Source organism: Ancylobacter amanitiformis (genome assembly GCF_030814815.1).
GTDB classification, from domain to species: Bacteria; Pseudomonadota; Alphaproteobacteria; order Rhizobiales; family Xanthobacteraceae; genus Ancylobacter; species Ancylobacter amanitiformis.
On the sequence record NZ_JAUSVR010000010.1, the window covers coordinates 64,193 to 76,792 of the forward strand.

6 protein-coding genes are annotated in these 12,600 nt (G+C 68.8%); 4 read left to right on the forward strand and 2 right to left on the reverse strand.

Annotated elements, in window-relative coordinates:
• The first annotated feature begins 427 nt into the window (after positions 1-427).
• Both QOZ99_RS15165 and QOZ99_RS15170 read left to right on the forward strand, forming a co-directional pair.
• Positions 428-2,614 (forward strand): EAL domain-containing response regulator, encoded by a 2,187-nt coding sequence (locus tag QOZ99_RS15165; RefSeq protein WP_306890834.1) that lies wholly within the window; start codon positions 428-430, stop codon positions 2,612-2,614.
• Positions 2,598-5,096 (forward strand): sensor histidine kinase, encoded by a 2,499-nt coding sequence (locus QOZ99_RS15170; protein WP_306890835.1) that lies wholly within the window; start codon positions 2,598-2,600, stop codon positions 5,094-5,096. The genes QOZ99_RS15165 and QOZ99_RS15170 overlap by 17 nt, the downstream gene beginning before the upstream one ends.
• Positions 5,097-5,147: 51 nt before the next feature.
• Here QOZ99_RS15170 and QOZ99_RS15175 read toward each other — a convergent pair whose 3' ends face one another.
• Together QOZ99_RS15175 and QOZ99_RS15180 are read right to left on the reverse strand one after the other, a co-directional pair.
• Positions 5,148-6,113 (reverse strand): crotonase/enoyl-CoA hydratase family protein, encoded by a 966-nt coding sequence (locus tag QOZ99_RS15175; protein WP_306890836.1) that lies wholly within the window; start codon positions 6,111-6,113, stop codon positions 5,148-5,150.
• 780 nt (positions 6,114-6,893) lie between these two features.
• Complete coding sequence (locus QOZ99_RS15180) at positions 6,894-8,225, reverse strand: hypothetical protein (RefSeq protein ID WP_306890837.1); 1,332 nt, start codon at positions 8,223-8,225, stop codon at positions 6,894-6,896.
• 240 nt (positions 8,226-8,465) lie between these two features.
• On the opposite strand from QOZ99_RS15180, the gene QOZ99_RS15185 reads away from it, so the two are divergent.
• Positions 8,466-10,520, forward strand: a complete 2,055-nt coding sequence (locus QOZ99_RS15185; protein ID WP_306890838.1) for a hypothetical protein — start codon at positions 8,466-8,468, stop codon at positions 10,518-10,520.
• Entirely contained in the window at positions 10,517-12,592 is a 2,076-nt protein-coding gene (locus tag QOZ99_RS15190) for a hypothetical protein (RefSeq protein WP_306890839.1), read from the forward strand. The genes QOZ99_RS15185 and QOZ99_RS15190 overlap by 4 nt, the downstream gene beginning before the upstream one ends.
• The last annotated feature ends 8 nt before the right edge of the window (positions 12,593-12,600 follow it).

Consider the following 12,600-nt stretch of genomic DNA (forward strand, 5'->3'; position numbering starts at 1 on the left):
GGAATGCGTGCGGGCGGCTCGCGGATGAAGATTGCGCGGCCGGTCTTCGTTCCCGGGGCTTCAGATCGGTCGCCGCGACGGGTGCCGAAGCCTCGTCTCTCCACGGACACCAGCGATGCGCCGGGATGGCGCATGTCGGGCGAGACCAAGCCTTGAACGAGGCCAAGCCTTGAACGAGGCCAAGCCTTGAACGAGGCCAAGCCTTGAACGAGGCCAAGCCTTGAAGAGGCCCCGGCCGGCCTCGCTTTGTCAGGCGGGCCGGGACAGCGGTCCACGCCAGCGATCTGCGCAGAGTGCAGCCGGATAAGGCGGGCTCCCTATCGGGAGCCGGTTTCATGACCGACCATTTTAAAAACAGCGTCCAGCGTTATCCGGTGTTCGCGGTTCACCGTGCTAATGCTATTGTGAAACGTGTTTCGAGTGTCTGATGGCGCAAGAACTGATGCCCACAATACTGATCATCGATGATAGCTCGACCAATAGGCGCATCTATTCAAGGCTTGCCCGGCAGCTTGAATCAAATGTCAACGTCCGCTCGTTTGAAAACCCGGCCAAGGCGCTCGATTGGCTGACAGAGCACACCGCCGATCTGATCATTACCGACTACAAGATGCCGATGATGTCCGGCGCGGCGTTGATTACCGCCATCCGCGCCAATTCGCTCAACCAGGACGTGCCGATCATCGTGGTGACGGCCTATAGCGACCAGCAGTATCGGCTTACCTCGCTGGAGGCGGGAGCCACGGATTTCCTGCTCAGCCCGGTGGATCACGTCGAGTTCCTGGCCCGCGCGCGCAACCTCCTGAAGTTGCGCACGCAGCAGCTTCAGCTCATGAAGCGCGCGGACTTTCTGGAGATCACGCTCAACGCCAAGGAGCAACTGCTCCGCGAGAGCCGGGAGGCGCTGGCGCAGGTCATCGATACCGTGCCGGCCATGATCAGCGCGACGGACCGCGACGGGCGCTGCGTGTTCGTGAACGCCCATCAGGCCGCGTTCATCGGCAAGCTGCCGGGCGATCTGGTCGGCCAGCCCATCGAGGTGCTGCTCGGCGAGGAGCGGGCGCATATCAGTCGCCGGCTCGACCAGCTGGTCGTGATGACCGGCCGCGCCATCCCCTCCCGCGAGGAGGAGGTGCAGGCACCCAATGGCGATTTCCGCATCTACCTCACCAGCAAGGCGCCGCTCTATGACGGGACCGGCGATATCGCCAGCGTCCTGACGACCTCCATCGACATTACCGAGCGTCGTCATGCCGAAAAGCGCCTGCAACACATTGCCAGCCACGATTCGCTCACCGGCCTGCCGAACCGCATGATGCTGCGCGACCACCTGCGGCGCGAACTGGCGCGCGGGCGTCGTGGCGACCAGCATTTCGCGCTGCATTTCATCGACCTCGACCGCTTCAAGGCCATTAACGACGCCCATGGCCATCACCGCGGCGACGAGTTGCTCCAGCGCGTGGCGCGCGCGCTCACCGGGCTGGTGGGCAGCACGCATATCGTCGCGCGGCTGGGCGGCGACGAGTTCGCCATCCTGCAGCCCGATATTGACGGCCCCGAGGATGCCGAGCGATTGGCGCAGGCGATCCTTCATCTGCTCAACAGCGACGAGGACAGCCTGGAGGCGCTCAAGATCGGCGCCAGCATCGGCGTCACCCTCGCGCCGCTGGACGGAACCGACCCGGACGAACTGCTGAAGAACTCGGACCAGGCGATGTATCTGGCCAAGTCGCTCGGCGGAGGCACCTGGCGCTTCTTCGCCGCCGACATGCGCCCGCGCGCGAGCCAGACCGCGCAGTTGCAGGCGGAGATGCGCGGCGCGCTGACGCGGCGCGAATTCGTCATGTTCTACCAGCCGCAGATCGACCTGCGCAGCAACAAGGTGGTGGGGGGCGAGGCGCTGCTGCGCTGGCAGCACCCGCAGCACGGCCTCTTGATGCCGGCCTCCTTCCTCGGCCTGGCGGAAGAAAGCGGGTTGATCGTGCCCATCAACGAATGGGCGTTGAACGAAGCCTGCCGGCAGGGCGCGGTATGGGAGGCGGAGGGGCTTGGCGAACTGCGCATCGCGGTGAACCTCTCGCCCATCCAGTTCCGCCGGCAGGGCGTGGAAAGCCTCGTCAAGGACGCGCTGCGCACGACCGGCTTCCGCCCGACATCGCTGGAACTGGAAGTGACGGAAGGCATCCTGCTGGGCCATGACGAGCAGATCGTCACGCAGATGCATGTGCTGCGCTCGCTGGGCGTGACCCTCTCGGTCGACGATTTCGGCACCGGCTATTCGTCGCTCAGCTATATCCGCCGCTTTCCCCTGCATCGGCTCAAGATCGACCGCTCCTTCGTGCAGGATCTCGGCAACGATCCCAGCGCTCTCGCCATCGTGCGCACCATCATCGATCTTGGCCACATCCTGCATCTGCAGGTGCTGGCGGAAGGGGTGGAGGAGGAGTCGCAGCTCGCGCTGCTGCGCTCGGAAGGGTGCGACGAGGTGCAGGGCTATTATTTCAGCCGCCCCATCCCGGCCGACGCCTTCGCCACCTGGGTGAGGGCGCACGAGAGGGCGAATTCCGACGTCGCGGAAAGCCCGACGGAGAGCGAACATGCGGGTCCGGGCTAGGCCGCTTCAGGCTCTCGGCGTGCCCTTCCGCTGGATGGCGACACGGCTGCGCGGCCGGCCCGACAGCGAACACGAGATGAGCTTCAACCGGCTCGTCTTCTCGCTCATCATCGTCCTCGTGCTGCTGGTGAACCGCAGCAGCAGCGATCTCGGCTATGCCCTGAACGTGATGGCGCTGTACATCCCGCTCGCGCTGGGCGTGCTCGGCCATATCCTGCTGTTTCCCGGGGTGTCGCGCGCGCGACGGATCTTCGCGCTCCTGCTCGATTGCGGTTTCCTGTCCTGGCAGTTGCATCTGGGCGGGGAGGTGGCATCGCTGTTCTTTCCGATTTACCTCTGGGTGATCTTCGGCAACGGTTTCCGCTTCGGCCTTACCTCGCTAGCCATCGCTATTCCGGTGGCGACCGGCTGTTTTGGCATCGTCGTGCTGACCACGCCGTTCTGGTACGAGCGCTGGCACCTCTCGCTGGGGCTTCTGGTCGGCCTCATCATTCTGCCCGCCTATGCCGGTACGTTGATCCGCAAGCTCTCGCAGGCGACGCAGGCGGCGGAGGAGGCCAGCCAGGCGAAGAGCCTGTTCCTCGCCAGCGTGAGCCACGAATTGCGCACGCCGCTCACCGCCATTGTCGGCATGACCGGCCTGCTGCGCGCCAGCCCGCTGATTGCCGAGCAGCGCGAGATGGTCGAGACGGTGGATGTGGCCAGCCGCTCGCTGCAATCGCTGATCAACAGCCTGCTGGACCTCTCGCGCATCGAGGCGGGGCGCATGCCGGTGTCGGACGAGGCGTTCGACCTCGTCCTGCTGCTGGTGGATTCGCGCCGGCTGGTGGAAGCCCAGGTGCGCGAGCGGGGATTGAGCTTCGACATTCACGTGACCCCCCGCACGCCGCTGCGCCTCTCCGGTAGTCGCCAGCATCTGCACGAGATCCTGGTCAATCTCGTCGGCAATGCGGTCAAGTTCACCCGCGAGGGCGGCGTGACGATCGCGGTGGATGGCGAGCCGGCCGAGGATGGCCGTGTGCGGCTCACCATCGAAGTTACCGACACCGGCATCGGCATCGCGCCGCAGGATCAGGAGCGCATCTTCGAGGATTTCACCCAGGCCGATGCCAGCATCCTGAACCGCTTCGGCGGCACGGGTCTCGGCCTCGCCATCGCGCGGCGGCTGGTGGAACTGCTGGGCGGCTCCATCGCGGTGGAGAGTGCGCTCGGGGAGGGCAGCACCTTCCGCTTCGACATGACCCTCGCGGCGCTCGCCGACGACCAGCGGGCCGATGAGACGGTGTGGCGCGAGCGGGGTGTGGTGCTGGTCTGCCGCGATCCCGCGCCGCTGGCGGAACTGATGAGCACGCTGTCCGCGCTGGGCATCCGGCCGATGATCGCCGACCCGCGGCAGGGCCCAGCGCGGATGTTTCCGCCGCAGGCCGCCGGCGCCATCCGGGTGCTGTTCGAGCCCGACACCCGCAACCTGCCGCTTCTGTCGGCGATCACGGGCGGGCCGACACCGAAAGTGCTGATGATCCAGCCGGGCGCCGCGCCGACGCTGCCGCCGCTGGCCGTGCGCCAGCGCTGCGCCAGCCTGCTCTCGGCACGTCCGAGCCTGGAGGAGATGCGCCGCGCGCTCAGCCTCGCCGCCCGGCTCGCGGCGCCGGCTGCGGGTCCGGTCGCCCCCGTGCGTCCGGCGCGGCCGAGCCGGGCGCGCCGCGTGCTGCTGGCGGACGATAATCGCATCAACCAGAAGGTGTTCTCCCGCATCCTCGAAGCGGCCGGTCACGCGGTGCTGGTGGCCGAAACCGGCGATCAGGCGCTCGACCTGCTGGAGGACAAGGCGGACCAGATCGACATCGTGCTGATGGATTTCAACATGCCCGACACGGACGGGCTGGAGGCCACCAAGCTCTACCGCATGATGGCGACCGGGGGGCGGCGGCTGCCGATCGTCGGACTGACGGCGGATGCGACGGCGCTCATGGATAATCGCTGGCGCGATGCCGGCATGGACGAGTGCCTGATCAAGCCGGTCGAGCCGGCCGCGCTGCTGGCCGCGGTGGACCGCATCGCGCGCGACGATCCCGGCCGTCCGGCCCGTCTGCTTCCACGGCCGACGCTGGTTCATTCGGACACGCCGCCCAGCCTGGACGAGAAGGCGGTGGAGAGCCTCAGCCGGCTCGGTGGCGCGGAATTCGTCACCGAGTTGATGGAGGACTATCTCGCCGATGCCGAAATCATGCTCGATCGGCTGACTCGAAGCGCGACCAAGGGCGACCTGACGGCCTTCCGCACCGATGCCCATGCGCTGCAGAGCAGTTCGGCCAATATCGGCGCTCTCGCCCTCGGTCGGATCTGCGCACCGTGGCGGGATCTGCGGGGGGAGGAATTGCGGGAGGGCGCGCGCGAATTCGCGCGGGTCGCCAAGGCGGAACTGAAGCGCACGCAGAAGGCCATGCGCGCCTATTCGGCGCGCGAGGCCGGCTTGGGTTGACCACGTCGGGTGGCAGGCGATGCGCCCGCCTGGGCGCATCGCCACGCGTGTTCATTCAGCGGCCACGAGGACGGGCGAGGCCTGAAGGCCGGCGAGCCGCTTGTTCTGCGCCGCGCAGAGCCGGTCCATCTTGCGAAGGTCCGCCTCGGTCAGGTTCAGCGCCGCCTCGGCCCAGATGTCGACGACATCGATCAGTTCCTGCAGCGTCACTGGGTTGACGCGCCGCCGCGCGCGATAGACCGCCTGGTGGGCGTTCTGCTTGCGGTTGTGGCGGGCGATGTACCCCACCACGGCCTGCTGGCCCTCGCCATCCTCCGCCAGCACGTCGACCACGCCCATCTCGTGCAGTTCCTCGGCCGTGTGGATACGGCCCGAAAGGATGAGCGCCTCCGCCTTGGCGCGGTCCATGCGCCGCGACAGGAAGCTGTAGGCGCCCATGCCGGGGAACATGTTGAACAGGATTTCCGGCAGGCCCATCTTGGCGCTGCGCTCGGCCACGATGAGGTCGAAGGACAGGGCGTGCTCGAAACCCCCGCCCAGCGCGTCACCCTGCACCAGCGCCATGGTCACAACAGGCGAATCGAAGGCGACCGCGTTGCGGTGGATCGCTTCCACGGCGACATGGCCGTAATGGCGCATGGCGTCGAGGTCGCCGCCGCGGATGCGCTGCGCGAAATGCCCGAGGTCGCCGCCGAGATTGTAGATGCCCGGCACCGCCGAGGCCATGACGAACCACGAGAAGGGCGCGGCGGCCGTGCTGGGCAGGGCGGCGAAGGTGTCCCGGATCGAGAACTGCATCCGGCTAATGTCGCTCATCAGCTCGTGCGTGTAGGACGGCTTGCCGACCGGATCCATGAAGCACCAGCAGGTGGCGTTCAGCGTGTCGACATCGATGCGCAGATTGTCATAGGCGGCATCGCCGATCGTCTTGGCCGCCTGCGTCTGCAGGAGGCTGGCGGCGTCGGCGGTGAGCTTGGTGCGGACGGCGGCTTCATTGTTGATACGGACCATGGTCATCGTGTTTCTCCAGTCGGGGGTGGGGCGGTACGGATGGCCTGCTGCGCGGCCTGTGCTGCGCGGGCAGTTCCCAGCACATTAAGCTCAGAACGCAAGGCACGAGCTAAAAAGGTAACGGCGTCAGTGGTGCAGAAGGCTGCGACAAAGGTGTAATTGCGCGGCCGAAAGTATGACGGCGCAATGCCGGGCCTCATCCCGGCCGATGCGGCCGGATATGCAATGGCGATGCCGGCAAACGGTACTTCGGTGAGTTAACAAAGCTTGTTTGGCGTTCCGGGGGATATAATGGTAGCGGCGATCCGCCCCGCCGCTCGCTTTCGGCACTGCGGGCGGCGCGATTACCCCGGTGCGAGGGCACTGACGGGCGCCTGCGGCAGATTCGCCGACAAACAAAAATTCGTGAGCATCGCCTCCCGCGGGCTTGCGGGAGGTCCATGGCGGAGCCGGAAGCCTCTACCGCTCGCCCGGGGTGCAGGGCGCTGCAGGGTTGGCGAATTCACAACCTGCCGGGAGACTCCCACCCGCTCCCCCGCGCCCGCCACCGACGTGGCGGAAATGCGCGGGAAATCGAAGCAAACCGTCGTTGAATTGGAAGTTAATTAGACGGCTATTTGTTGTTTATCTTGATGCCAGACTGAACGGCGCGCGGCGCGCGGCGCGAGCGCTCAAGAGCCGGCAGGGCGCATCCCCCACGCGGCTTGCCGCAGCGCGCTTTCAGCACGAAGACGCGAGCATCTCGTGCGCCGCGCATCGGAGCCGGGGCGGCTCGGCTCCGGCCTGTCAGGATGTCGCCGCGGGCAGGGCGAGCAGATGCCGCAGCACCCAGGCAGTGTAGGGTGTGCCGACATCGCCATGGGAGGTGATGCGGTTGGCCGAACCGTCCAGCCCCACCATCCGGGCTCCCGGCGGGTACAGCAGCGGCTCTCCGGGGCCGGGGATGGGATCGATCAGGGTCTCGCCCGACCCGCGCGGCCCATAGCCGCCGAGCGCGGCATAACGGCTGGGTGGTGCGCCGGCCGCCGCGATGCGCATCTCGCCCAGATCCGCGTCGCGGCGCAACGCGAGGTGGAAGACGTCATGCAGCGGCATGTCCATGGCGCTGAACGTGGTGAAGACCGGGGCTGCCACCCGCTCCAGCACGGCGCGATAGCCGCCCGGTCCCGCGCGGCCCGGAACCGTGGCGGCGAAGGCGAGATGGGAGATCGCCGGCTGGAGCAGCAGCAGCGTGTCGACCGGGCGGGGAAGGGCAGGCGCGGCCGCGATGGCCGACAGCATGACCTTGGCGCCGAAGGAATGGCCGAGCAGGTTGAACCGCGCCTCTGGCGCGGCGGCCATCATGCGCCGCAGCAGCGTGGCGACGCCGGTCGCCCCCACGCGGCCGGCGCGATCCTTCATCTGGAACAGCGAGAACAGGCGGATGAGGTCGCGCGGATCGAGCCGCCCGGTGATGCCGCTAAGGCTCGCGATCGGCAGGCCGTTCTCGTCGAGCGCCGGCGGGCCCGCCAGTGTCGCGGGGGCGGCGCGCCCCTCCACGGCCGCGAGCCGCCGGGCACCCTCGATCAGGTCCTCCGCCGTGGGGCCTGCGTCCATCGCGGGATCGCCGATCTCGTCGTTGAGGCCGCCGACCGCCGTGCTCAGCAGGGCCGCAAGCTCCTGCGCGGCGGGCGGATCGAGGTGAGCTGAATCCGCCAGCGCATAAAGCCGCGCGCGCGCCGGCGCCGCGAGCGGGGCCGCGAGATCGGTCACGATGCGCGCGGTGGCAGCCTCGGTGTTCATGCCGGCCAGCGTTGGGCCGGGCTCCTCCGCCAGCCAGACGCTGGGCCAGGTGATGCCAACGAAGATCGGGTTGAAGCCGGCCAGCGGATATGTGGCCAGAACCCCATCCAGCGCGCGCAGGAAGGTGCCGTACTGGCGCAGCGCATCGGCGAAATCGGTGTTCCAGCCGTGGGAGTGGAAGATGACATGGCTCAACGATCTATCAGCCAGTCGCACCATCAGCGCGTCCGCCGTCGCGGGGGAGGCGAGGACGCCGTCCGCGTCGAAGCGCAGCAGCCATGTCGGCATGGTTGCGCCCTCGATCGGAAAACCTTCGGTGGAACTGGAAACAGGCATGGCGTTTCTCCCCCGGGGCGGCGCCGGTGCGCTTCGCATGAAAGTCGTTGCGCCCGAACCTGGAAAAATAAAGTCAATAACGCTGACATATTTCTTTGCCAGCAACAGAACTTGCCAAGTTAAAGCATCGCATTATACTTGCTGTCTATCATCAGACAAGATTTCGGCAGGCGGGTCCGGGTACAGTGGCGTTTCTTGGCCGCAGGATCGTGCGTGCACATCACCGCATCCGGGGGGAGCATGAGCGAAGATCCGACGACAGCCGGGCTGAGCACGGCTGAAATCACCGCGACCGAGGCGCTTCTCGGCTATCGTGAACGCGACGCGTTCGATGCCGCCGAACGGGCGGAGGGGGGCGACGAGGCGCTTGTCGGCGTGCTTGCCACCGTGCCGAGCCCGGCCGCGCTGGCCGCCGCGGCCCGCGTTTCCGGCCGTGCCTTTCGCCTCATCGTGGATTACGAGACGGGTGGGCGCAGCTATTACGAGCGCATCATCAAGAGCCGGCCGATCTGGCCCAAGGCCTCCTCCGGCGTCACCATCGGCTTCGGCTACGATCTCGGCTATGTCGGGCCGGACGAGTACCGCAAGGACTGGTCCGGCCTCATCGCCATCCTGAGCGCGCCGCAGCGGGCCGCGCTCGAAGCCTGCATCGGCCACCATAGCGGCAGGGACAGCGCCGCCACCATGACCGCGCTGGTCGGCAGTGTGCGCGACATCGTCGTATCCTGGGAGCTTTCCGAGGCGGTATTCCGCGCGCGCACCTTGCCGAAATACGCCCTGCAGACGGCGAATGCGCTGCCCAATACCGATCGGCTCAACGGCGACTGCTTCGGCACGCTGGTGTCGCTCACCTTCAATCGCGGCGCTTCCTACGGCAAGGCGTTCAATCCCGCGACCGACCCGAAGGATCGCTACCGCGAGATGCGCGCCATCAAGGCGGCCATGGTCGCCGGTGCCCATGCGGATATCCCGCGCCAGATCAAGGCGATGATCCGCATCTGGGCCGGCACCGCCGTGGAGGAGGGCATGCGGCGGCGGCGGACCGATGAGGCGGCGCTGTTCCTTGACGGCCTCGCGGCGGGCGCGCCGGCGGGGGGGCCGGCTGTCGCCGCGCTGGAGGAGCCGGGCGCCTTCATCGCCGCGGCGGGTGCTGGGGCGGGTGCTGGAGAAGGTCTGGTCGCCTCCACCTTCAGCGACGAAGACAATTGGGTGGAGACATCCGAAGACGACCTCGCCGAGATGGCGCTGGATGGCTTCGCGATCGGCGTGGCGGCGGCCGGGGCGAGCTGGGCGGCGGACGCCGTGCAGCCCGATTATGCCCATCTGGGCGAGGGGCTGACGCTGCGCGTGCCCTTCGCGCTGACCGCGGATGATCTCGCCCTGCTCGCCGCGCTCAATGATTTCGATGTCGCGGCGCTGGCGAACGATACGCCGGTGCTGTTCGGGCTGCGCGGCGCCGGCATCGTCAAGGATCACACGGCACGCGAGGGCATCACGCTGGTGGACCAGCGTCCCGACCACGCGCTGCCGCGCTGCGTCATCGGCGCGTGGGATGTGAAGGCGGGCAAGGTCTCGGTGTTCCCGGCCTCCACCGTACCCAATCAGGCGGCGGTCGCCACCTTCCGGAACCGCGGCACCTCGGGCAATCTGCTGCCGACCGGGCTTTATCACTATGTCTGCGGCGCGCATGTCACCTCGCGCGCCACGCCGGGCTGCTTCCTGCTGCGCAAGCCCGACATGTCGAAGCGCATGGTGGTGGTGCGCCGCTCAAAGGACGATCTGGCCTATGAGACGACGGATCTGGTCGATCGCTGCCAGCCGGGAGACAACATTCACCCGGCCTTCTTCAGCCAACCCACCGGCTTCTCCTCCTTTGGCTGCCAGACCGTGACGGGAACCTTCCGGGATGGCGTCCATTCCGGCCCCTGGGCGGCCTTCCGCAAGGCGGCGGGGCTGGTGGATGTCGACGGTGCGCCGGGGCGGCGCTACCTCTACATGCTGCTGACCGGCGCCGAGGCGCGCCTCGCCTCCCGCCTGCGGCTCGATGGGTTGGCCGATGATCCTGTGGCGCGGCGCCGGCTGCGGCGGCTGAGGGCCGGTTCCACCGGCCCGGCGGCGCGGCGCCTGCAGGAGCGGCTCGGGCTCGCGGGCCCGGATGGCGAGCTCGGCCCCGTCACGGCGGAGAGCCTGCATCGCTTTCAGGCGGCGCGGGGCGGCGGCTCGGATGGCATCTTCACGCCGGAACTGGACGCGACACTGGGCTGGCAGGTGTTTGCCGCCGGAGCCAGCGCGTGATGCGGGCGTGGCTGCGCATCGTCGGGCTTCTCGTCCTCTCCGCCGCGCTGACCGCGCCGATCGCGGCACAGCCTGCCATCGAACTGGTGCCAGCCGCCAGTCCGGCCACGGAGGTGAGCTTCGCCATCGCCGTGCCGGGCTTCATGGAGGAGATCCGGGTGCGTAACCCGGCGAGCGACCCGGCCGCGGTGCAGCGTCTGACGACGGGCGGGCTGTTCATCCGCGTCGGCGATGGGGCCAGCGTGCCCGCGCGCTGGGTGCGGAAGACGCCGGCCGTCGATCCCGCGCGGCTCGCCTCGGGCACCGAAGCGAGTTTCATGGTTTCCGCGGACCTGCCGGGGCCGGGCGTCTATCAAAGCTGGATCGAGGCGGCGCCAGCGAGCGGGACGGCGGGCGTGCCGCAGCGCATCCGCGTGGTGGTGACGCGCGCGGCGCAGACGCTGCCGACGGATTTCCTCGTCGCCCCGCTGGCCTCCCCGGTCGATCTCGACTTCCTGCCGACGCTGGGACGGCTCGTCGGCCGGGGCGAGGCCATGCCGCGCCGCGTGCTGCTCTCCCTGCGCAACAGCACGGTCAACCCGGTGGAATTTCTGCCCCCGCTCGTGGTGTCCTATGGCGTGCGCGCCGGCGCCGTGACCAGCGCGGTGGCATCCACCGATCCGCCGCGCATCGATCCCGGGTCCTGCGCGGCCAGCCTCGCCCCCGGGGCCAACTGCACGCTGAGCCTGCTGCTCGATCGCAACGCCTGGTTCGGCCAGTACGATATCCGCGTCGGCGTGGCTGGAGTGGGCGGCGGCTGGTCGGAGCAGACGCAGGCGGTAAACGTGCGCGCCTCGGCGGGGCTGGCCTTCCTCGTCATCGTCGCGGGGGCGCTGGCCGGGCTGGTGGTCAATGGCTGGCGGGGCGCGGGGCGCCGGGCGCTCACCGGGCTGATCGATCTCGGGCATATCCGCGACGTGATCAACCGTATCGCGATCGAGAGCGCCGACACCGAGACAGAACGTGTCCGTGCCAGCCTGCTGGCCCGGGCCGATGAGGTGGAGTCCCGTTTTCGCAGCGGTGCCGATGCCGGCGCCGACCTGGCCCCGCTGGCGCAGCGGGCTGCCGTGCTGCCGCGCCTCGCCGCGCTCGGCCGGGCGCTGGCGGGCTTGCCGGAGGTGGGCCGGACAGCGTTGGCCCCGCGCTTCGCCGCGATTGCCGCCGCGATCGAAACCGCCGAGGGCGATGCGCTGGCGGCGGCGGACCGGGATCTGGTGAGCCTTGCCGCCGCGTTCCAGGCATGGCCCGCGCTCGCCGCCGAGGCGCGTGTCGCGGCCCGGCTTGCGGAAGGCGTCAATGCCGCGATCGGCGCCGGCGCCGGCGCCGGCGCGAGCGACGGGCGCGCCATCCTTGAGCCCCTGGTGGCGGCCGCCACCGCGGCGCTGGCGCCGTTCGAGGCGGGCACCACGGTCGAGACGCGCCGCCAGGCGCTGGCAATCGTGGTGGCCGGCGCTCGCGAGCAGGCGGCGGCTTTTGCCGCCAGCGCCATCGCCCGGCTGAACGAACAGGTGAAGGCGCTGCTCGCGACCGCTGAGGCGGACCGCACGCCGGAGGTGGCGCCGGCACGGGCGTTGGCGCAGACCACGGCCGCGCTGGCGGCGGCGCGGGTGACGCCCGAGGGGGCGGAGGCGGCGCTCGCCGGCTATGTCGCCGCGAGCGGCAAACGCGCCGCGCTCGATCTTGCCGCCGGCCCGAGCGCTCTCGCGACCGGTGCCGATGCCTCGGTTCTGCACCGGGCGGAATGGGCGGGCAGCCTGTCGATTCCGGTGCTGGACGCCATTTTCGCCATGGAGCCGCTATCGGCTGGCGCATTCCTGCCGCCGCCCGATACCAGCCTCGCCGGGCTGCAGCGGCGCAAGGCCCGCTACGAATGGCTGACCAGCGCCATCGTGCTGGGAGCGCTCGGCCTTGGCGGCGTCTCGACACTGTGGGCCTCCGATCCCGCCTGGGGATCGGGGCTGAGCCTCATTACCGCCTTCCTCGCGGGCCTCGCGGTCAATGTCGCGGTCGGCAGCGTCACGGCCCGTCCTTGACGCCTCGC

What these genes read in the sequence shown, in the direction of transcription:
- QOZ99_RS15165 (WP_306890834.1), top strand. Translation starts at nt 428, where the DNA reads ATGGCGCAAGAACTGATGCCCACAATACTGATCATCGATGATAGCTCG.
- QOZ99_RS15170 (WP_306890835.1), top strand. Translation starts at nt 2,598, where the DNA reads ATGCGGGTCCGGGCTAGGCCGCTTCAGGCTCTCGGCGTGCCCTTCCGC.
- QOZ99_RS15175 (WP_306890836.1), bottom strand. Translation starts at nt 6,113, where the DNA reads ATGACCATGGTCCGTATCAACAATGAAGCCGCCGTCCGCACCAAGCTC.
- QOZ99_RS15180 (WP_306890837.1), bottom strand. Translation starts at nt 8,225, where the DNA reads ATGCCTGTTTCCAGTTCCACCGAAGGTTTTCCGATCGAGGGCGCAACC.
- QOZ99_RS15185 (WP_306890838.1), top strand. Translation starts at nt 8,466, where the DNA reads ATGAGCGAAGATCCGACGACAGCCGGGCTGAGCACGGCTGAAATCACC.